The organism is Eubacteriaceae bacterium ES3 (assembly GCA_030586155.1).
Lineage (GTDB): Bacteria > Bacillota > Clostridia > Eubacteriales > Eubacteriaceae > Acetobacterium.
This window is the reverse complement of record CP130741.1, coordinates 2139942-2160231: the sequence shown is the minus strand read 5'-3', so window position 1 is coordinate 2160231 and position 20290 is coordinate 2139942. Positions and strand designations below refer to the sequence as shown.

Sequence of the window (20290 nt, the reverse complement as noted above, 5' to 3'; positions counted from 1 at the left end):
ATTATGATATAATAGTTGGCATTAGGTAGATAAAGGAGATATGAATGAAGAAAAGAGAACGTTTAATAGTACTTTTTATCAGTTTATTAGTTGTCTTCACAAGTGCCTGTGCAAAAAATCAGGAAGTTGATGTAGCTAGCACTTTTGAAGGCGGCAGTGCAACGATGACTGAAGATCAGGTCTACTGGGTTCTTTCATTACAAGGGAGCTGGCAGGAAATGGGGCGACAGTACGGAAAATTGGCAAAAGAACCGCTCAATTCATTTTTTTCTGAAATTACCGCAGATATAGAAGAGCGTGGTATGTCTTTGGAAGAACAGTTAAATGAGGCTAAGAATATAGCCGAAAATTTAAGCCCGGAATTAAATGATCTGCTGACTGGTATGGCTGAAACCAGTGGTCTAACCAATGATGAAGTTTTACTATTGAATGCCGGGATGATCAATCTTACAGGAACGCTCATTTCCTTTGACCATGCTGATGCCTGCAGTGGAATTGCCGCCTGGGATGATTATACTCCAGATGGACAGCTTATTTTTGGCCGAAACTGGGATATTGATCGTGAGAATATGGCGGATTATATGAAATATCTTTCTGTTGTTGTTTTTCATCCAGAGGAAGGACATGCGTTTGCAAATGTACATCCACTGGGAAATGTTTATTTAGAAACTGGAATGAATGATACGGGTCTTTTTATTGAACTTGATAATGGTGAAGGTTCTGATCCAAATTTCAATCCCGAAGCCCAGGATACGGCTTCAGTTCTGGTTGATGTTTTAAATCAAGCCAATACACTTGATGAGGCAACGACCATGTTAATGGATACGCCTGCAGATTTATCTTATATTATTCAAGTTGCAGATACAGATTCCAGCGTTTCAGTTGAAAGGGCAACTCAGTATCCTCGAATTCGAACAGGTGTTTATGACGGCCTCTTAGTAGCTTACAACAACTTTATTGAACCCTATCCAGCTGAATGGGAAGGATTTGTCAACGCACCACCAGATGCTTCAATTGATCCGCGATATGTAAATCTGATTGAAACAGCGAATTCAGAAACCTTTTATGGTAATCTCGACCTGGAGGGAATGAAAGAACTAATGGCGCTGGACGTGACAGAAGGCGGGGCGGTACATGGTGGTACAGTATTTCAGTATATTGCAATTCCAGAGACTAAGGAATTGTATATTCATGGAATAGGTTATAGTGATTGGCAAAAAGTTGATTTAAATGAATATTTTTATTAGAATAATTTAATTTAATGGATATGGGCAATGTAGTAGATTACGCCCGTATTTCGGGAACGAAGCTTATGAAATATGATAAAGCAATTAAACTTTTTTCTTCAAACATAGAAGAAGAGATGAAAAATCGAGATGTTATACTTGATTTTATAAATGATCACTCAGATGTATTAACACGGAAAAATAATATTGCTCATTTAACTGGTTCAGCGATGATATTCAATCAGGATTATACCAAAACTTTGATGATTCATCATAACATTTATAAATCCTGGGGCTGGACAGGCGGTCACGCCGACGGAGAAGAAGATCTGCTAAAAGTGGCGATTAAAGAAGCTCAGGAAGAAACAGGTTTAAAAAAACTTGCACTTTTATCAGAGCATATCATTTCGCTGGATATTTTGCCGGTTTTTGGGCATTATAAAAATGGTAAGTATGTTTCGCCGCATTTGCATTTTTCGCTATCGTATGCATTACAGGCTAATGATCAGGAGCAGGTTTTTATTAAACCGGATGAAAACAGTGGTGTCTTGTGGATTCCTTTGGACGAAATAAAAACATATGTAAATGAGCGCCACATGCTGCCTGTTTATGATAAAATAGTCAGTAAAGTAAAGAGTACCCTTCAGTAAGCATGTTGAAAATCAGGAAGTGAAAATAATTGGTTTTACGCTTTGGTCCCTAGATAAAGGATTTTCTATGTTCTTTTGTACTAGCTTATATTAAACTTTTAAACCAAACAGAAATCAGGAGGATTTATGTCGATCTTAAAAGCGATTGAAATTGCAGCTAATGCCCATTTGGGATACTATCGAAAGGGTTCAAAAGTACCTTATATTACCCATCCCTTTGAAGTGGCAAAAATACTATCAACAGCAGTTGATACTGAGACTCATGAAGATCTGATATGTGCAGGTATTTTGCATGATACAGTAGAGGACACAGACACTTCCCTTGTGGAAATACGACGTGAATTTGGTGATCATGTGGCCGAACTGGTCTTATCGGATTCCGAAGATAAAAGCCTTCCCTGGGAAGCCAGAAAAGAGCATACCATTAACTTTCTAAAAAATGAAGCCAGTCACGAAATGCGATTGTTGGCTTGTGCTGACAAGCTTTCAAATATGCGCAGCATTCGAGACGATTATAAAAAAATGGGTGACGATGTTTTTGATATTTTTGTCAGGGGTAAAAATAAGCAAGCCTGGTATTATCGGGGAATTGTTGAAGCCTTGTCTTCTTTAGCCAATTATGAGATGTATCAGGAGTTAAAAAGTTTGACCGAAGAAATTTTTAAAGATACAAAAATTGCCCGTTGGCAATAATAGGAAAAGCCTTTGAAAACGCTATTATATAGCGTTTTTTTGTTACCTTATATAACTCGATTTAACATGTTCTTAACATAATCTTTACCTGTTTAAAACCAAAGGAAGCATTAGATTTGCTAAGATAAGTCTGTCAAACACATACTATTGAAAATTAAGGAGAGAACAATGACAAGAAAATTAAAAACGGTTTTAGTGAGCCTGCTCGTAGGAGCTTCGGTAATGGCTTTTGCAGGATGTGGATCTTCATCTTCAACAGATTCTTCATCTTCTGATTCAGCAGGAATTGCTGGTGAAATCAACGGTGGGGGTTCAACCTCAGTACAGCATATTATCGATGCAGCAGGATCAGAGTTTTCTGCTTTAAATCCAGATGTAACTTTCACTTATAGTGGAACAGGTTCTTCAGATGGTGTTAAAGGGGCTACAGAAGGAACATATTCTTTTGGATGTGCTTCTCGTGAATTGAAAGCCGAAGAAGAAATGGATAACTTAACAGCCATAGAATTTGCTTATGACGGTATTGCTGTTGTTGTCAATCCTGCTAACGGTGTTACAGCTTTAACTTCTGAACAGATTACAAGCATTTACAAAGGCGAAATTACTAACTGGTCTGAAGTCGGTGGAGCTGATGCACCAATCGTTGTTGTTTCTCGTGAGGATGGTTCAGGTACACGTGGTGCTTTCGAAGAACTGATGGGCTTTGAAGATCAGTTAAAAGCTGATGCTACAGTTAAAGAAGGTAATGGTAATGTTCAGACAACTGTTGCTGGTAACGAAAATGCAATTGGCTATGTATCTTTAACTTATGTTGATGATACAATTAATGCTGTGACTGTTGATGGAACTGAATGTACTGTAGACAATATCAAGAGTGGCACATATCCAGTAGCTCGTCCTTTCCTGATTATGTATCTGGAAGATTCTGTAGACGATGCTACACTGGCCTTCATTGATTACTTAATGACTGAAGAAGGACAGGCAATTGTTGAAGAAAATGGGGCAATCTCAGTACTTTAATTAAACTTAAGGCTCCTGCCGAAAGTCAGGAGCCTTTCTTTTTGTTTGAGAAATTCTTTTTAAGGAGCGATAGCTTTGGAAGAAACAAAAGTTAGTAAATTTAGAGAAAGAGTGATTGAAAGTTTTTTTCTGATATGCGCCTTTGTGGCAGTAATCAGTGTACTGGCAATTACTTTTTATGTGTTTTATAACGGACTCGCACCATTCGTGAGCGGATCTTATCCAATTTGGGATTTTATTTCAGGCGTTGAGTGGCGACCTGGTAACAATCAGTATGGTGTTTTTTATATGATCGTTGGATCGATCTTTGCGACCTTCGGAGCAATTCTAATTGGTGTACCCATTGCTATTTTAACTGCTGTATTTATTTCACAGATGGCTAAAGGATGGGCAGGTAAAATAATCAGATTTGCTGTCGAATTACTTGCTGGGATTCCCTCGGTATTATACGGTATTTTTGGATTAGGGATCATCGTTCCATATGTGCTAAAAATTTCGCCGATGGCACAGGGAGAATCTCTGCTGGCAACCATTCTGGTTTTGACAATCATGATTTTACCTACCGTTGTAAGTATTTCAGAAACTTCTATTTCGGCAGTTCCTCGGGAATACAAAGAAGGCTCATTGGCTCTGGGTGCAACAGAGATGCAGACAATTTTTAAAGTTATTATACCAGCCGGAAAATCTGGGATTATCACAGGAGTGATTTTGGGGATTGGACGAGCAATTGGTGAAACTATGGCCGTTATGCTGGTTTGTGGTAACCCCATCGCAGGTATTCCGACCAGTTTATTTGATCAGGTTCGACCGCTGACAACCAATATTGCTTTGGAAATGGGGTATGCATCAGGTGTTCACCAGCAGCTGCTGTATTCAACTGGGGTCGTATTATTTGTATTTATTATGATTATCAATGTAGTTGTAAACAGAGTTGTAAAATCTAAGGTAGGTAGCTGATATGAGCCAGAAACTAAAAGATAATATTTTAAAATCGCTGATCTACACAGCAACAGGCTTGACGCTGGCAGTTCTACTGTTTATAATTGGTTTTATATTTGTACAAGGGATTGGCCTTGTTAATCTTGATTTTTTAACGCGAGATTTTAATGAAAAAGTTTCCTATGTGTTTGTTGATTCCGCTGATATTCCGGCTACCGTTGATATTGAGGATATCAATGCCGAAAAAGAACTGGATTCACGCTATGAAACTTTGCTCGATGGACCAATCTATGTAGAGAATTTGGGGATTGCCATCTCACAGGTACACTACAAAAATCATACTACAGAGCGGGAACAATTTGTCATCTCTTACATTGAAGATAATTCACCAATGCTTGATGCAGTTATTTCCAATGGTGAGGCGGTTAAAATTGGAACAGACTATATTCTAAAGAGTATTAATGATGAAGATTTCGACGATTTAAGCCTGGAAGAAGTTGCCAGCGTTATAGAAAGTCAGTCCGGCGAATTGAAAATAAAAATTATTCAGCCAGGTGGCGGGATTTACTCTAACATTATTACCACTTTGTATATGGTACTACTAGCTTTAGCGATTGCATTGCCGATTGGAATCTTTGGGGCAATCTATTTAACGGAATATGCCAAGCCTGGAAAACTGGTTAATACGATCCGATTTGCGGCGGAAACTCTTTCGGGTATACCATCAATTATTTTTGGTCTATTCGGGATGGCATTTTTCGTAGTAGCTCTTAAAATGCAGATTTCATTGTTATCTGGTAGTTTAACCGTTGCTATTATTCTTTTGCCTGTCATAATCAGAAGTACAGAGGAAGCTTTAAAAACTGTTCCGATGTCATTCAGAGAAGGATCGTTGGCGCTTGGCGCAACTAAACTTCAGACTATTTTCAAAGTAGTTTTGCCTTGTGCTGTTCCGGGGATTGCCACAGCAGTACTTTTAAGCATTGGTCGTGTTATTGGCGAGTCTGCAGCGCTCTTACTGACTGCCGGAACAGTTGCTCAAATTCCTGAATCTTTGTTCTCCCCAGGTTCCACATTGACTGTTCAGGCTTATTATGTAGCGAAAGAATCTGGCAACATCAAACTTTCCTGCGCTATCGGAGTGATAATCATTCTGGTTGTTATTGTCCTGAATATCCTTTCCCGACTGGCAACAGATAAACTTGATGTATTCAATAAAAAATAAGGTGTAAAATGGAAAAAAAAATAAAGTTTAGCACGAGAAATCTTGATCTTTTTTATGGAGATTTTCAGGCACTCAAATCTATCAATATGGATGTTATTGAAAATGAAGTGACGGCATTTATCGGACCTTCCGGCTGTGGAAAATCCACTTATCTCAGATGTCTAAATCGGATGAACGACCTGATCGACTCAGTGAGAATTCAGGGCGAAATTATTTTTGATGGACAGGATATCAATGGAGACGTAGATGTCATTAATTTAAGAACAAGAGTGGGAATGGTATTTCAAAAACCTAATCCATTTCCAATGAGTATTTATGATAATATTGCTTATGGACCTCGCTGTCAGGGGATGAAAGACAAGAAAAAACTTGATGTGATTGTTAAAGATTCACTGGTTAAAGCGGCCATCTGGGATGAGGTGAAAGATCGATTGGATAAATCAGCACTCGGTCTTTCTGGAGGCCAGCAGCAGCGACTTTGCATTGCCCGAACTATAGCTATGAATCCCGAAGTTATACTGATGGATGAACCAACATCGGCACTTGACCCAATTGCTACGGCTAAAATAGAAGAATTAATGGCAGAGCTTAAAAAGGACTATACTATTATTATTGTAACCCACTCCATGCAACAAGCTGGGCGAATTTCCGATAAAACCGCCTTCTTCTTAATGGGTGAAGTGATAGAATTTGATGAAACACCGAAAATATTTACTAACCCTGAAGATAAGCGAACTGAAGATTACATTACTGGACGATTTGGTTGAGAGGAGTTGTTATATGCGTAAAAATTATGATAATGAGTTAACAATGGTCAAAGAAGATATTTTATTGATGACAACAGTAGTTGAAAAAATGGTCTCAGACTCAGTTCATGCACTGAAAAATAAAGAAATTGAATTGGCTGAGGACGTTATTAATCGGGACGATCTTGTTGATCAAAAAGAAATTGAACTGACCATGATGGTAGGAGAGATTATTGCCCGTCAAGGACCAGTAGCTACAGATTTAAGACGCCTGTCTTCCAGCTATAAAATTATCACTAATCTTGAGCGAGTTGCCGATTTATCAGTCAATATCTCTCAGAAAGTCCTTGAGTTGAAAAATACAACTTATATGAAAGAGCTGGTTGATATCCCTAAAGCTGCTGATTTGGCTAAGGAACTTTTAAAGATTTGTATTCAGGCCTATATTAATGAAGATATCTCACAGATCAAAAAGGTCATCGATCTGGAAAATGAATTGGATCAGGTTAATTACTTGATTCAGTCAGAATGTACAGAATATATGATTAAAGACCGACAAAACGTCGACCAGGGGTCTAAATTTATTTTTATCGGGAGCTATCTGGAGCGAATCGGCGATCATGCTACTAATATTTTTGAAACTGTTTTCTACATCAACACTGGAAAAATGATCGATTTTAATGATCTTGATGAAGAAGTGGTAAAGGGTGCTCTCCATATTGATTAAATGATTATCTTATAAATAGAAAAATTAAACCGGATATAAGTTAAGGAACAAATTATATTTCCTGAAACTTTTATCCGGTTTTTTATTAAAAAGATTTTTAACTATTATTAAGTAATCAGTTGTGAAAGTTATAGATTAAAAGCTTTTGAAGTTTCAGTCACTGCAAGATCACGGTCTTTTTTAGGAATAATGCAGCTGATTCTAATTTCTGAAGTGGTAATCATTAACATCTGGATAGAATTTTCAGATAACAACTTGAAAAACTGTGCAGCTACTCCTGACTGCGAACGCATACCAACACCGACAACAGACAGTTTTGAAATATCTTCATTTACAATGACGCCTATACCAGGATGTTTTGTCTGAAAAGCTGCAAGAATTTCTTTGCCTTCTTCCAAGTCTTCAGAAGGGGCAGTAAAAGAGATATTAATCAGTCCATCTATTGGTGCTGTCTGACTAATCATATCGATATTTATATTGTTTTCAGCAAATCGATTAAAGAACTGTGCGGTTATAGTGGTATCAAAAGGTATATTTTGAATTGTGATCATGATCTGGTCATTATCAATGGCCAGTCCAGTAATACTTTGTCCTTCCATGGGTTTCACTCCTTTTTTTATGATTGTTCCGGGTTTTTCAGTCATACTAGAAGATACGACCAATTTTGTATCATACTTACTGCCTAGTTCAATGGCTCGGCTATGCATGACACCAGCTCCTAAACTGGCCATTTCCAGCATTTCTTCATAAGATACTGAATCGAGTTTGCGGGCTTGGGGATAAAGCCTGGGATCTACTCCGTAAATGCCTTCTACATCAGTATAAATTTCACAGGGAGCATCCAGAACACAGGCTAATGCAACAGCACTGGTGTCAGAGCCACCTCGGCCCAGTGTAGTGACATCGTCAAATTCATTGACCCCCTGAAATCCGGCAACAATAACAATCATGTCATCATTAAGTGCTTCCAAAATTTTGCTAGTATCGATTCCTTCAATTCGAGATTTTGTATGCATTCCGGAGGTCATAATTCCAACCTGAGGACCGGTAAAGGAAATGGCTTTGTAACCCATTGATTGAAGGGTCATGGACAACAAAGAGATTGAAATTTGTTCTCCTGTTGATAAAAGACGATCCATTTCTCGCTTGGGTGGAGAGGGATTGATGTCATAAGCAAGTTTTACCAGCTCATCGGTTGTTTTTCCCATTGCGGAAACAACAACTACGATCTGGTGACCGTCATTATGTTTTTTAATTATGCGTTTAGCGACATTTTTGATACGTTCTACAGAGCCTACCGAGGTGCCGCCGTATTTTTGTACAACGATATTCATAGTTACCTCTTAATAAAAATATTTATAGTATAGATATGTAAAAAAGTGTATTTTAAAGAATTTTTAACAGTTAAAGCAGTTCTGACATTTGCCGGAACTGCTTCGAGATAGCGAAGATAGATGACTCAATTTTAAATAAAGCAATTATCCAATAACCATTGACATATCATAGAGTCCAGGTTGTTGTGAAACCAGAAATCTGGCAGCTTTAACAGCACCTTCAGCGAAGACATTTTTACTCATGGCAGTGTGTTTGATTTCAATAATTTCATCATTACCGGCAAAGATCACCGAATGCTCACCGGGGATCGTACCGCCGCGAATAGCATGAATACCAAGTTCATCATTAGTTCGTTTGGCTTCACGGCCATAACGGCCGTAAGTGTAGGTTTTCTTGTCAGCTAGACCATCGTTGACGGCATCTGCCAGTAATAAAGCGGTGCCACTGGGGGCGTCAGCTTTTTTATTATGATGTTTTTCAATGATTTCAATATCAAAACCTGATTCAAGGGTAGCTGCCATTTCTTTGAGTGCTTTCGCTAAAAGATTGATACCGACAGACATATTGGCGGTTTTAAACACTGGGATGATTTTTGAAGCCTCTTTTAAGGTGTTCTGATCATCCTCAGATAGACCAGTTGTAGCAATTACAATTGGAATTTTTTTCTCAGTTGCAAAGCTTATAATCGCTGGAAACGCAGAAAAATGAGAAAAATCAATGATTGCATCTATTTCTGTTGGACAGTTTTTAAGATCAGTATAGACCGGGAAAGGCAAGCTGCTATTTTCAACATGGTCAAAACCGGCAACAATTTCGGCATCGTCAGCCTGACCAATAATGGTCTGTAATTTTTGCCCCATGGCACCGGAAACACCGGTAATCATAATTTTCAACATCATTGCACCTATAAAAGCCCGTAAGCCTGTAGGGCAGCAATCAGCTTTTCCTTGTTGTCTTCATCCATTTCAACGAGTGGCAGCCTCATTTCCCCAGAATCCATCCCCATTAGACCCATGGCAGTTTTAACCGGAATCGGATTAGTTTCGTAAAACATAGCCAGGTTGATCAGGTTGGTTTTAAACTGAAGTTCGCGTGATTTTAAATAATCGCCTGATAAGAAGGAATCAACCAGGTCATGCATATCCTGTGGGATAATATTGGCTGAAACAGAAATAACCCCTTTCCCGCCAACAGAAAGAACAGGCAACACATGATCGTCATTTCCACTATAGATATCCAGATCATCTCCGCATACCCGGGCAATTTCAGTGATTTGACTGATATTGCCACTGGCTTCCTTAACAGCTGCCACATTTGGGATTTTACTGAGTGTTTTCATGGTATCGATTGAAATATTCATGCCTGTTCTACTTGGAACGTTGTAGATGATAACAGGGATGGTAATAGCTTCAGCAATTTTTTGAATATGTGTGATAATACCCTTTTGTGTTGATTTATTATAGTAAGGATTAATGATTAGTGCTGCATCGGCACCGGCTTTTTCAGCCTCAATTGAAAGCCAGATAGAATAAGCGGTGTCATTACTTCCGGTTCCGGCGATGTAGGGAACTCGACCATTGATGTATTTGCCGGCATCTCTTATTAATGCTAAATGCTCTTCGTCAGTAAGGGTGGAGGTTTCACCTGTTGTACCGGCAATTAATAAGGCATCGGTACCATTATCGATTTGAAAATCGATCAGCTGATGAAATCTGTCAAAATCTATTTTTCCATCTTTAAAAGGGGTGATCAGGGCTACGCAAGAGCCTGTAAAAATACTCATTTTTTTCTCCTTTATATTAAGTTTCTGTTGATCAATTCAAAAGCTATCTGGACAGCATTAGAGGCTGCTCCTTTTCTGATATTGTCGGCGACAACCCACATATTAAGCCCGTGATCAACACTGAAATCCCGTCTGATACGTCCGACATAAACTTCGTCATGATTTTCTGCTGTTCTGGCCAGAGGATAGACATTGTTTTCAGGATCATCCTGTAAAATAATTCCAGGTGATTTTTCCATAAGTGCCTGAACTTCAGGAACTTCAAAGTCTTTTTTTAATTCCACGTTGATGCTTTCGCTATGACTGTAATAAACTGGAATTCGAACAGTTGTAGCAGTAATGCGAAGACTATCATCATGTAGTATTTTTCTGGTTTCATTAACCATTTTCATTTCTTCTTTGGTGTAACCATTATCGAGAAAAACATCGATATGGGGAAGGGCATTATAGGCAATAGGATGTGGATAAAAACTGTTTTCTTCACCTTTTATGCCTCTTTCCAGATCCGCGTAGCCTTTAACACCAGATCCAGATACAGCCTGATAGGTTGAGTAAACGATTCGGTCAATACCATAAACATCATGGAGCGGTTTTAAGGCAACGACAGCCTGGATAGTAGAGCAGTTGGGATTGGCAATTATGTTTTTATGCCAATCTAGGTCTTCTGGATTGACTTCTGGTACAACCAGAGGAACTTCCGGATCCATTCTCCAGGCACTGCTGTTGTCAATAACGATAACGCCTTTTTTTGCTGCAACTGGAGAGAATTTTTCACTGGTGCTTCCGCCGGCTGAGAAGAGAGCGATATCAATATCTTTATCAAAAGCTTCATCGCAGAGTTCTTCAACCACATATTTTTTACCATTAAATGAAATTTCTTTACCGGCTGATCGGCTTGAAGCCATGGGATAAAGATTGTTTACTGGAAATTTGAGCTCTTCCAGGACTTGAAGCATTTTTTGACCAACCATGCCGGTTGCACCGACGACAGCAACATTATAAGTTTTCATAATTCCTCCAATATTTTGTTCAGATAATAAAAAAAGCCAGTACCATATGACTAGCTAAAATTAAAAAGAAATCTCTATAGAGATTAAACTTTAGATAGCACCCCATCATAATTATGATGACAGTCCGATTGTTATTTACAATCGGCCCAGGAAAATAGGCGGCAACATAAATTCCTTCGGCGAACTTTCCTTTTATCTACCGTCATCCCATTTGCCATGGTCAGGTAAATGACTGATAAAGTCCGCACCTCTATCGAAATGATTATTTATTTTTTAGTATTGTATCAGTAAACGTCTGTTAATACAAGTTGTTTTGTGAAAAAATTACATAAAAAACGCACTGGGACAGTGCGTTTTAAAAACAAACTTAAGCTTTTGTAGCATCGATTGCGTCAAGCGCATCATTAACAGATTTAATTAAAGCGTCCGGATCGATTCCGTGAGCCAAAGCACCTTCTTCGATACTTTCAAAGCGAGCTGCCATACAGCCGAAACAATGCATTCCATAGGCCTGAAAAACATTGACTGAATCCGGATATGCATTAACGGCATCAAGTATACCCATATCTTTAGTAACTTTCATTTTGTTCACCTCCCAAAAGAGTTCTATTGAATTAGTAATATCTTACATTATAAAGCTTAAATTTATATTTGACAAGAAAAAGTTGAGTTGAGTTTAATAAATGCATGGTTCAGCTTGATAAAAATGCATTATACCATTATAATATATAAATAGGGGAAATCTATTGAAAGGGAGTGGATGAGTGTGATTGTGGACAAAGTAGTGATCCAGAATAAAGCTGGGTTACACGCAAAACCGGCGTCATTGTTTGTGCAGCGAGCTAACGATTTCAAGAGCGAAATTTACATTAAAAAAGAAGCCACCAGAGTGAATGCTAAAAGCATAATGGGTGTGATGATTCTTGCTGTCCAAAAAGGCGATGAGATTGAAATTGAAGCTGTTGGTGATGATGAAATGAAAGCCGTCGAAGCATTGAAAGAAATGATTGAAAACCGGTTTGATTTTGTAGATGAGATGTAAACATTAACAATCTATAGTTTATAAACAAAAATTCAGGTTGTACGTTTGTACAGCCTGAATTTTTGCCGCTTTTTATGTTTTAAATAGGAGGTCTATTTTAAACCTGCTGTTTTTATGATATAGTTTAATCTGCAGTTTTGGATAATTAAAGGAGGGGTAATGAGAAAATTACTGATAGCAATATCTTTTTATACAAGAATTCCTATTAAATTAAAAGATGTTAGTGAAGAAGAATTTTATAATTCGATGATTTTAATGCCGTTTGTTGGGGTATTTATAGGAATAGTACTGTACGCGGCTTCATTTTTACTTTCGATGATTCATTTTAAGGAACTGGAAGCACTTCTTTTAATGATTGCCTATATCTGGCTGACAGGTGGTCTTCACCTTGATGGATTTGCGGATACAACGGATGCGCTATTTTCTTCCCGGGATCGTGAAAAGATGATGGTGATCATGAAAGATAGCCGACTAGGCGCTTTTGGCGCCATTGGACTGATTTTATTATTGCTGACAAATTGGCTGTCCATGACACTAATTGTATCACAATATACACAGGCACTTCTAATTATGCCTTTGTTTGGGCGGACCGCTGCTATTATGTCTACCTGTTTTTGTACTTATGCGCGTGGCGGTGGAGGTCTTGGAAAGAGGCTGGTTGAGATGACCAAGCCAATCCATTTTATTGAGTATTTTGTGATGCTTTTAGTCTATTCGACACTGATGATGGGTGTAGCAGGGCTATTAGTGGTGATGCTGAGTTTTATACCTGGGATATTACTGATGCTTAACCTGCAACGCAAAATTGGCGGGATGACAGGGGATACCATTGGGATGACCATTGAATTGAATCAGACTTTTTTTATGGTGATCTTTACAATATTACTGATTAATCTGCCTTCCTATTTTTCATTTTTTACCGGCTTTTTTTAAAATTCCAATGAAAGGGATTGAATGGATTTAAAGAACGAAACAAATAATAAACAATCTGATTTCAAAGACTATCTACCGATGTTCAAAAAGGATTTAAAGGCTAAAGGTTTGTCAGAGTGTGACTTTATAATTGTGACCGGAGATGCTTATGTTGATCACCCTTCTTTCGGGGCTGCGATCATTGGCAGACTTTTGGAGCGTCATGGATATAGTGTAGGGATAATTGCCCAGCCAAACTGGAAAATAGATGATGATTTCAGACGTTTAGGAAAACCACGTTTGGGATTTTTGATAAGCGCGGGCAACCTGGACTCCATGGTTAGTCATTATTCGGTCAACAAAAAAAGCCGACGAGAAGATGTTTATTCTCCAGGTGGTAAAACCGGAAAAAGACCTGACCGGGCGGTGATTGTTTATTGTCAGAAGATCAGAGCTATCTTTGGTGATATACCTATTATTATCGGTGGAATTGAAGCCAGTCTTAGACGATTTGCTCATTATGATTATTGGGAAGATTGTGTTCGAAAGCCAATTTTAGTGGAGTCACAGGCTGATTTACTGGTTTTCGGAATGGGTGAAAAAGCGATTGTTGAGATAGCAGAAGCATTGGCTTCCGGAATTCCAGCCAAGTTTTTGACTTATGTTAGGGGAGCCGCTTTTATCACGAATGAACTGGATTTTGATCAGGTAGTAAAGCTGCCATCCTGTGAAGAAGTTGCCAAAGACAAAGAAGCATATGCTCTGGCAACAAAGGCATTGAAAGGGGCTAACAATCCATTTGATGAAAGGGTGTTTATTCAAGCCTGTGGAGATGTTTGGGTGGTACAAAATCCTCCTCAATTGCCGCTTACACAGTTGGAGTTTGATGATCTTTATGATTTACCTTTCACCTACAATTGGCATCCATCCTATGATGCGATGGGCGGTATACCAGCCCTAGCTGAGGTGAAATTTAGTATTATGGCTAATCGCGGCTGTTTTGGTAATTGCAATTTTTGTGCAATTACCATCCATCAAGGTAAACTGATTCAGATGAGAAGCAAGGAGTCAATCGTTAGAGAAGCCAAAAGGATGATTAACGATCCGGATTTTAAAGGTTATATCCATGATATTGGTGGACCAACAGCGAATTTTTCCCATTTAGGATGTGAACGGCAGAAAACCAAAGGAACTTGTAGTAACAGAGAGTGCCTGACGCCAGAGCCCTGCAAGAATCTGAATGGCAATCATCAACCCTATCTTGATATTCTAAGGGCAGTTAGAAAACTTCCAGGGGTCAAAAAAGTGTTTATTCGTTCGGGGATACGCTATGATTACCTTAAACTTGACAAAAATCGTCAATTTTTAAAAGAGTTGGTTGAATATCATATCAGCGGGCAGCTCCGGGTAGCTCCGGAACATATTTCTGATGAGGCGCTTCAAATAATGGGAAAACCGTCCTTTGAAACCTATAAGGAATTCCTGAGATCTTTTAAGAAAGAAAATGATAGGTTAGGTAAGAACCAGTATGTATTACCCTATTTTATAACAGGTCATCCAGGAACAAATCTCCAGGATGCGATTAAACTGGCGGAATATATCCGTGATATGGGTTTTATGCCGGAGCAAATACAGGATTTTTATCCAACGCCGGGAAGCATGGCAACAGCAATGTACTATACAGGACTCGATCCACTGACAATGGAACCTGTTTATGTTCCAAAAGGACGAGAAAAGGCAATGCAACGGGCATTGGGGCAGTTTAAAAAGAGAGAAAACTATAAACTTGTAAAAGAAGCTTTATGTCTTTCTTATCGGGAAGATTTGATTGGAACTGGGAAAAAAGCGCTGATTGCCGGGGAAGCCAATAGGTCTAAGAATCAGAAAACACAAAATATCAAAAGAAAGAGCAGGAAAACTCATGGAAAAAAAGTTAACTGAATCAGTTGAAGATTATATTGAAGCTATTTATCTGGAGTATCAGAAAAACAGCGGAGGCGTACGAATTACCGATTTAGCGGCAACAATGAATGTGAGTAAGGCCAGTGCCAATGATGCAGTTCGAAAACTGAAAGAAATGGGTTATGTGGAACATGAGCGTTATGGACAGATTTATTTAACTGAATCCGGAAAGAAGCTGGCTACTGATATTTATGAAAAACACCGTCTGCTTAAACGTTTTTTACAGGAAGTACTGGGTGTTTCCTGCCGGGTTGCTGAAGAGGATGCCTGCGGTATTGAGCATGTGATTAGTCAAGAAACCTTTGATAAAATGAAGTCTTTTTTGGAAAATAGTATTGAAGAATAACTGGTAGTGATGGTGTCAAGTTGTTAAGTAAATATACTTTTTATCTGAGCATTGATGAATAATCAATGCTTTTAATCATTAAGAACTAAGGAGAATAAGATGAATAATAGCATAAAGTTAGGATCGCAACATCAGGTTGAAATAATTGACCTTACTCATACGGGCGAAGGTGTAGCCCGAATTGATAATATGATCGTTTTTGTGGAAGGTGGTCTGCCCGGCGATTTGGCTGAAATAAAAATTAATCAGATAAAAAAAACATACGCATTGGGACAAATGGTTGAATTGATCAGCGCATCGAAAGATCGAGTCGAAGCGCCCTGTCAATATGCTCTAAAATGCGGTGGATGTCAGTTGCAGGAGATGAGTTATGAAGGGCAGTTAGTAATTAAAGAGAAAAAAGTCAGAGATGCCCTGACACGAATCGGCGGGATGGAATCTTTAACGATTGAGCCTATTTCAGGAATGAAAAGTCATCAGCGCTATAGAAATAAGGCACAGTTTAAAGTCAGCAAAAAAGGTTGCGGCTTTTACGCCAGAAAATCACATGATTTGGTAATGATTAATGATTGTCTGAATCAGACTTCAGATACAGAAGCTGTGATAAAAAGTATTAATCAAATGATCGACCTCTTAGGTTTAAGTATCTACAACGAAAAAAGTCATAAGGGCTATCTGCGTGGGGTTTTATGGCGGACAAATCTATTAGGAGATCAGATGATTGTCCTAATTGTAAACGGAAGAAAACTCAGTCAGAAGGATGCAGTCATCGATATTTTAAGAGAGGGTATTCCAAATCTGAAAAGTATATTTGTCAATCTTAATGAGAAAAAAGGAAATACCGTGATGGGGAACGAAAGCCGTCATGTTTGGGGACATAAACGATTGGTCGAAAAAATAGGAGATCTGAAGTTTGCGATTTCGCCGAATTCATTTTTTCAGGTTAATTCCAGTCAGACTGAAGTTCTTTACAATGTGGTCAAAGATTTTGCCGGGCTCGATGGCAGTCAGTCAGTAGCCGATCTTTATTGTGGAACAGGCACGATTGGTCTCTATCTTGCAGGACAGGCTAAGGATGTTATAGGAATCGAAGTAGTAAGAGATGCAATTTTTGATGCCCGTGAAAATGCTGGACTTAACCAGATTGAAAATGCCCGTTTTATTGAGGGAAAATCAGAAATTGTTTTACAGGAACTTGCTCAAAATGAAGGTTATAATCCTGATCTGATTATCCTAGATCCGCCTCGTAAAGGCTGTGAAGGAGAATTGCTTGAAAAAATTATAGAACTTAAAACGAAAAAGGTGATCTATGTTTCCTGTAACCCGGCGACCTTGGCCAGAGATTTGAAAATACTGACGGATTCTGGTTATCAGGTTGAGAAAGTGCAGCCAGTTGACCTGTTCCCTAATACGACGCACGTTGAAACGATAATTCTGATGACAAATAGTGGTTCGAAGGCGAAAAAATAGAGTTTGACCACAAGATGTTGTGGTTTTGGAGTGATTCTGGGGTCGAAAAACGCACGGAAAATGACGTTTTTTGACCCTTAAAAATAGGGCAAAATATAGATGACATAGGGTGAATCACAAAATAATACGAAAAATGAGAGTCACCAATGAGGGATGAGACATGAGATATCTTACTAAAGAGTGGTGCAATTTATCTCAACTTACAGGATTGCATTTCGGCCTTCGGGCACATAAAGATGCAAGTGAATTGAATGAAAATACTTATCTGCGACTGAAAAAGAATAAAGAAAAGCCTTTCTAAAACAGGAAAAAGAAATATACGATATTGACCCTCGAGAATTATTTGAGGATGATGGTATGACTTTTGTTCGGGCTGACAAGTTTATATCCGGCGAAGAAATTCAAGATGAAGATATGATTGTATATGAAATGCCGGAAGAACAGAAGGAACATATTCGGAAACTTGTTGAGGCATACGATAATAGAGATCCTTTTGATATTCAAAAATGCAAGATTGAATTTGCGGATAGGCAAAAGTTGTTGATGAAAGAAAATGGAAAGAAAATACCTGAGGATATATATAAGCAAATTGCTGATCCAAGAGTGTTTGCTTTGGGATATAGTACGAAGGATATCATTCAGAAGCTTAAACAAATTAGTAGGAGAAATGAAATCAAAGTAGAGCAGCAACTTGTTGATTTTCAGCAGCACAACAAGCAGAAAATATTCCCGAGAACTTAAGAAAGCACTTTGGATTTCATGATTGCAAAGTGCTAAGCGTGGAGAAAACGAATGATATCACGATTCTCTTGGATCCCAGCGGAGGTTTTACAGAGGAAAACAGACTAAGATTTCATGATGCAAAAGTTATTCAAGAGGACAAGTCAGTTGATGGTTGCTGGTGGATTTATGAAGAGCTTTATAAAACACAAGATGGATATGAAGCACACATGATGTTCGCAGATGAAACCAATTCGTATATTGAATTAACGATAGTAGCAAAAGATATAGCGGTTGATTAAGTTTAAATATTGGGGTTATAAATTAAATAAAAAGCGGCAAGTTTATCGGTCAATTATTTGACCAATGACCTTGCCGTTTTTATATACCCAAAAAGAAGAGAAAGATAGGTTAAATAAAATGTCAAAAGTATTTATGTATGATTCTGAGAGCTAAGAGATTGAGCAACTGATGATGCTGGTACCAAATGATTTGCCAAAGAAAAGCGGGGTAATTGTAGTGTAGAGAATAAGAACTGAACTTGAGTGTTGAAGATATTTATTTGCTTCGTAACAATGTAGAACGAACAGAATTAAATACGGAGCTGTATTTATACTTTTCGGACGCAAGGCAAGCTATGTAATAGGTTACATGCGATTTATCATCATTGATTGGTATAGAAATACGATCAGGGATATCATAGCCACGCTTAAGCATCTGATCAGAGTTGAAAATAGGAAGTGATGAAGCTTCAACAAGTTCTGTCAAAGCATCCATATTGCTTTGAACAAGAAGATCTGAGGATGATAGTTTTTCTTTGCACACATTCATCCAAAAGCCCACACCGCCACTTACTAAGATACGAATTCCCAGAAGATCTTGGAATGAAACGTAGTCTTGTGTTGCAAGCGGATGGTCCTCTGGTATAGAAATATAAAGTTGTTCTTCAAGATACCGTTGTATAAACAATGTTTTATCTTCTGGCTTTTCATGTAATATGACCAATTGGTAAAGATTGTTTTTTAAGCCTGAAATAAGTATAGGATCATTTTCAATTTCGGAGGAAATAGTTTTTCCGATAAATTGCTCCTGCAAGACAGGGATTAACTCATTCAACGGAAATGGTGTACATGCACCGATATGAATGGTCCGAAGACTTCGGTCATAAGAAAGCACTCGCTGAATAAGTTCTTGATTGGATGCCAGAACTCTTACTGCATATTCTACTGCTACCTTTCCGGTTTCGTTTAATGATATTTTACTATTTTCCCTATGAAAAAGAGAAACCCCGAATTCTTGCTCGATTTTCTTCATGGATCTGCTTAGAGCAGGTTGAGATATATGTAATTCTTCGGATGCTTTTAAGAGCGTTCCACATCTTGCAAAAGTAACCAATTGCTCTAACAAATATATTTCAATCAATTTCACACCTCCCATTGTATAACTGCTGTTTATACCATTATAAATGAAAGGCAGTAGACCTACAAGATATAAACATTTAAAATGTAGAAGTAAAGAAGAAATAGGTATAATAAAAATGAAATGCATATATGAACTATAATTATATGAATTTAAGATTTAAAGGAGCGTAGACAATGGAATACTTTATTTTGAGTAATGGAAACAGAATGCCAAAGGCAGGAATTGGTGTGTTTACATTATCACCTGATGAAGCAGAAGTGGCAGTGGAAAGTGCGCTAAGAGGCGGTGTTCGCTTGATTGATACTGCTAATGGCTATATGAATGAAAGTGCTACAGGAAGGGGGATTAAAAACAGTGGGGTATCACGTGAGGATATTTTTGTTGTAACAAAACTCTGGCCGACAGTGTACAAAAAGAAAAATGCTATTGATGAAACCTTAAAAAGGTTAGGCACGGATTATTTAGATCTTCTGTTTTTACATCAGCCAACTGATAATTGGAGAGAAGGTTACAAGGCAATAGAAGAAGCCTATAAAGAGGGCAAAGTGAAGGCAATCGGTCTTTCTAACTTTCCTAATGAACTGTTAAAAGAAGCAATCGAAACGATGGAGATTAAACCGCACATGGTTCAGGATGAAGCGCATCCTTATTATCCAGCAACGATGATTAAAGAGATACTGGAAGAAAACCATATGGGGCTAATGGCATGGTTCCCGCTGGGGCACGGAGATAAAGCATTGATTGAAGAACCGGTATTTACTGAACTAGCCAAGAAATATACTAAGAGCAATGTACAGATTATTCTGAGATGGCATGTACAGAGGGGCAATATTGTGATTCCGGGATCAAAAAATCCTGAGCATATCCGTGACAACTTTAACATTTTTGATTTTGAACTGACGAGCGAAGAAATGGATGAAATATCTAAAATTAATAAAGAAATTCGTTATTATCAAGCATCACCGGAGTTATTGACAAGTTATGCAACCATGGAATTAAAAGAGGATATATGAGGTGATTAGTGTAAATTTTCACATTATTTCGGACTGAATTAGTCACAAT

22 protein-coding genes and 1 riboswitch are annotated in these 20290 nt (G+C 38.2%); of the genes, 16 read left to right on the top strand and 6 right to left on the bottom strand.

Features of this window, described 5'->3' with window-relative positions:
* Positions 1-44: 44 nt before the first annotated feature.
* The 8 genes from Q5O24_09845 (at position 45) to phoU (ending at position 7226) form a co-directional block, all read left to right on the top strand.
* The gene (locus Q5O24_09845; protein ID WKY46679.1) at positions 45-1247 is read left to right on the top strand and encodes a C45 family peptidase; all 1203 of its coding nucleotides are present in this window, start codon (positions 45-47) and stop codon (positions 1245-1247) included.
* 65 nt (positions 1248-1312) lie between these two features.
* Positions 1313-1876 (top strand): NUDIX hydrolase, encoded by a 564-nt coding sequence (locus tag Q5O24_09840; protein WKY46678.1) that lies wholly within the window; start codon positions 1313-1315, stop codon positions 1874-1876.
* 126 nt (positions 1877-2002) lie between these two features.
* Positions 2003-2569 (top strand): HD domain-containing protein, encoded by a 567-nt coding sequence (locus tag Q5O24_09835; GenBank protein WKY46677.1) that lies wholly within the window; start codon positions 2003-2005, stop codon positions 2567-2569.
* A 168-nt stretch (positions 2570-2737) separates the two neighbouring features.
* A complete protein-coding gene (locus tag Q5O24_09830) occupies positions 2738-3589 on the top strand; it encodes a phosphate ABC transporter substrate-binding protein (protein WKY46676.1) in 852 nt (283 codons plus the stop codon).
* 75 nt (positions 3590-3664) lie between these two features.
* Positions 3665-4546, top strand: coding sequence for a phosphate ABC transporter permease subunit PstC (pstC, locus tag Q5O24_09825; GenBank protein ID WKY46675.1), 882 nt, complete (start codon positions 3665-3667; stop codon positions 4544-4546).
* 1 nt (position 4547) lies between these two features.
* Entirely contained in the window at positions 4548-5753 is a 1206-nt protein-coding gene (gene pstA, locus Q5O24_09820; protein ID WKY46674.1) for a phosphate ABC transporter permease PstA, read from the top strand.
* An 8-nt stretch (positions 5754-5761) separates the two neighbouring features.
* Positions 5762-6520 carry a phosphate ABC transporter ATP-binding protein PstB gene (gene pstB / locus Q5O24_09815; protein ID WKY46673.1) on the top strand — a complete coding sequence of 253 codons (759 nt, stop codon included), beginning with the start codon at positions 5762-5764 and terminating at the stop codon, positions 6518-6520.
* Between the two features lie 13 nt (positions 6521-6533).
* Positions 6534-7226, top strand: a complete 693-nt coding sequence (phoU, locus tag Q5O24_09810; protein WKY46672.1) for a phosphate signaling complex protein PhoU — start codon at positions 6534-6536, stop codon at positions 7224-7226.
* Between the two features lie 128 nt (positions 7227-7354).
* Here the strand turns inward: phoU and Q5O24_09805 are convergent, their stop codons facing one another.
* The 5 genes from Q5O24_09805 to Q5O24_09785 form a co-directional block, all read right to left on the bottom strand.
* Entirely contained in the window at positions 7355-8560 is a 1206-nt protein-coding gene (locus tag Q5O24_09805) for an aspartate kinase (protein ID WKY46671.1), read from the bottom strand.
* 144 nt (positions 8561-8704) lie between these two features.
* Positions 8705-9457, bottom strand: coding sequence for a 4-hydroxy-tetrahydrodipicolinate reductase (gene dapB / locus Q5O24_09800; GenBank protein WKY46670.1), 753 nt, complete (start codon positions 9455-9457; stop codon positions 8705-8707).
* Between the two features lie 8 nt (positions 9458-9465).
* The gene (gene dapA, locus Q5O24_09795; GenBank protein WKY46669.1) at positions 9466-10344 is read right to left on the bottom strand and encodes a 4-hydroxy-tetrahydrodipicolinate synthase; all 879 of its coding nucleotides are present in this window, start codon (positions 10342-10344) and stop codon (positions 9466-9468) included.
* An 11-nt stretch (positions 10345-10355) separates the two neighbouring features.
* Positions 10356-11354 (bottom strand): aspartate-semialdehyde dehydrogenase, encoded by a 999-nt coding sequence (locus Q5O24_09790; protein ID WKY46668.1) that lies wholly within the window; start codon positions 11352-11354, stop codon positions 10356-10358.
* 87 nt (positions 11355-11441) lie between these two features.
* Positions 11442-11615, bottom strand: a riboswitch (Lysine riboswitch).
* A gap of 106 nt (positions 11616-11721) precedes the next feature.
* Positions 11722-11919, bottom strand: a complete 198-nt coding sequence (locus Q5O24_09785) for a DUF1858 domain-containing protein (GenBank protein ID WKY49244.1) — start codon at positions 11917-11919, stop codon at positions 11722-11724.
* 195 nt (positions 11920-12114) lie between these two features.
* Between Q5O24_09785 and Q5O24_09780 the strand changes: the two genes are divergently transcribed.
* The 7 genes from Q5O24_09780 to Q5O24_09750 all read left to right on the top strand — a co-directional run bounded on the left by Q5O24_09780 (position 12115) and on the right by Q5O24_09750 (position 18108).
* Entirely contained in the window at positions 12115-12396 is a 282-nt protein-coding gene (locus Q5O24_09780; protein WKY46667.1) for an HPr family phosphocarrier protein, read from the top strand.
* A 159-nt stretch (positions 12397-12555) separates the two neighbouring features.
* Positions 12556-13329 carry an adenosylcobinamide-GDP ribazoletransferase gene (cobS, locus tag Q5O24_09775; protein ID WKY46666.1) on the top strand — a complete coding sequence of 258 codons (774 nt, stop codon included), beginning with the start codon at positions 12556-12558 and terminating at the stop codon, positions 13327-13329.
* A gap of 21 nt (positions 13330-13350) precedes the next feature.
* Positions 13351-15249 carry a YgiQ family radical SAM protein gene (locus tag Q5O24_09770; GenBank protein ID WKY46665.1) on the top strand — a complete coding sequence of 633 codons (1899 nt, stop codon included), beginning with the start codon at positions 13351-13353 and terminating at the stop codon, positions 15247-15249.
* Positions 15230-15616: a metal-dependent transcriptional regulator gene (locus Q5O24_09765; protein ID WKY46664.1), complete on the top strand. Its 387-nt coding sequence runs from the start codon at positions 15230-15232 to the stop codon at positions 15614-15616. Before Q5O24_09770 ends, Q5O24_09765 begins: the two co-directional genes overlap by 20 nt.
* A 99-nt stretch (positions 15617-15715) precedes the next feature.
* On the top strand, positions 15716-17086 hold the full coding sequence (gene rlmD, locus Q5O24_09760) for a 23S rRNA (uracil(1939)-C(5))-methyltransferase RlmD (GenBank protein ID WKY46663.1): 1371 nt from the start codon (positions 15716-15718) through the stop codon (positions 17084-17086).
* Positions 17087-17443: 357 nt separating this feature from the next.
* Complete coding sequence (locus Q5O24_09755) at positions 17444-17827, top strand: hypothetical protein (protein ID WKY46662.1); 384 nt, start codon at positions 17444-17446, stop codon at positions 17825-17827.
* Positions 17828-17856: 29 nt separating this feature from the next.
* Positions 17857-18108: a DUF4085 family protein gene (locus Q5O24_09750; GenBank protein WKY46661.1), complete on the top strand. Its 252-nt coding sequence runs from the start codon at positions 17857-17859 to the stop codon at positions 18106-18108.
* 256 nt (positions 18109-18364) lie between these two features.
* Here Q5O24_09750 and Q5O24_09745 read toward each other — a convergent pair whose 3' ends face one another.
* On the bottom strand, positions 18365-19243 hold the full coding sequence (locus tag Q5O24_09745; GenBank protein WKY46660.1) for a LysR family transcriptional regulator: 879 nt from the start codon (positions 19241-19243) through the stop codon (positions 18365-18367).
* Positions 19244-19401: 158 nt separating this feature from the next.
* On the opposite strand from Q5O24_09745, the gene Q5O24_09740 reads away from it, so the two are divergent.
* Positions 19402-20241 carry an aldo/keto reductase gene (locus tag Q5O24_09740; GenBank protein WKY46659.1) on the top strand — a complete coding sequence of 280 codons (840 nt, stop codon included), beginning with the start codon at positions 19402-19404 and terminating at the stop codon, positions 20239-20241.
* Positions 20242-20290: the final 49 nt, after the last annotated feature.

What these genes read in the sequence shown, in the direction of transcription:
- Q5O24_09845 (WKY46679.1), top strand. Translation starts at nt 45, where the DNA reads ATGAAGAAAAGAGAACGTTTAATAGTACTTTTTATCAGTTTATTAGTT.
- Q5O24_09840 (WKY46678.1), top strand. Translation starts at nt 1,313, where the DNA reads ATGAAATATGATAAAGCAATTAAACTTTTTTCTTCAAACATAGAAGAA.
- Q5O24_09835 (WKY46677.1), top strand. Translation starts at nt 2,003, where the DNA reads ATGTCGATCTTAAAAGCGATTGAAATTGCAGCTAATGCCCATTTGGGA.
- Q5O24_09830 (WKY46676.1), top strand. Translation starts at nt 2,738, where the DNA reads ATGACAAGAAAATTAAAAACGGTTTTAGTGAGCCTGCTCGTAGGAGCT.
- pstA (WKY46674.1), top strand. Translation starts at nt 4,548, where the DNA reads ATGAGCCAGAAACTAAAAGATAATATTTTAAAATCGCTGATCTACACA.
- pstB (WKY46673.1), top strand. Translation starts at nt 5,762, where the DNA reads ATGGAAAAAAAAATAAAGTTTAGCACGAGAAATCTTGATCTTTTTTAT.
- phoU (WKY46672.1), top strand. Translation starts at nt 6,534, where the DNA reads ATGCGTAAAAATTATGATAATGAGTTAACAATGGTCAAAGAAGATATT.
- Q5O24_09805 (WKY46671.1), bottom strand. Translation starts at nt 8,560, where the DNA reads ATGAATATCGTTGTACAAAAATACGGCGGCACCTCGGTAGGCTCTGTA.
- dapB (WKY46670.1), bottom strand. Translation starts at nt 9,457, where the DNA reads ATGTTGAAAATTATGATTACCGGTGTTTCCGGTGCCATGGGGCAAAAA.
- dapA (WKY46669.1), bottom strand. Translation starts at nt 10,344, where the DNA reads ATGAGTATTTTTACAGGCTCTTGCGTAGCCCTGATCACCCCTTTTAAA.
- Q5O24_09790 (WKY46668.1), bottom strand. Translation starts at nt 11,354, where the DNA reads ATGAAAACTTATAATGTTGCTGTCGTCGGTGCAACCGGCATGGTTGGT.
- Q5O24_09785 (WKY49244.1), bottom strand. Translation starts at nt 11,919, where the DNA reads ATGGGTATACTTGATGCCGTTAATGCATATCCGGATTCAGTCAATGTT.
- Q5O24_09780 (WKY46667.1), top strand. Translation starts at nt 12,115, where the DNA reads ATGAGTGTGATTGTGGACAAAGTAGTGATCCAGAATAAAGCTGGGTTA.
- cobS (WKY46666.1), top strand. Translation starts at nt 12,556, where the DNA reads ATGAGAAAATTACTGATAGCAATATCTTTTTATACAAGAATTCCTATT.
- Q5O24_09770 (WKY46665.1), top strand. Translation starts at nt 13,351, where the DNA reads ATGGATTTAAAGAACGAAACAAATAATAAACAATCTGATTTCAAAGAC.
- Q5O24_09765 (WKY46664.1), top strand. Translation starts at nt 15,230, where the DNA reads ATGGAAAAAAAGTTAACTGAATCAGTTGAAGATTATATTGAAGCTATT.
- rlmD (WKY46663.1), top strand. Translation starts at nt 15,716, where the DNA reads ATGAATAATAGCATAAAGTTAGGATCGCAACATCAGGTTGAAATAATT.
- Q5O24_09755 (WKY46662.1), top strand. Translation starts at nt 17,444, where the DNA reads ATGACTTTTGTTCGGGCTGACAAGTTTATATCCGGCGAAGAAATTCAA.
- Q5O24_09745 (WKY46660.1), bottom strand. Translation starts at nt 19,243, where the DNA reads ATGGGAGGTGTGAAATTGATTGAAATATATTTGTTAGAGCAATTGGTT.
- Q5O24_09740 (WKY46659.1), top strand. Translation starts at nt 19,402, where the DNA reads ATGGAATACTTTATTTTGAGTAATGGAAACAGAATGCCAAAGGCAGGA.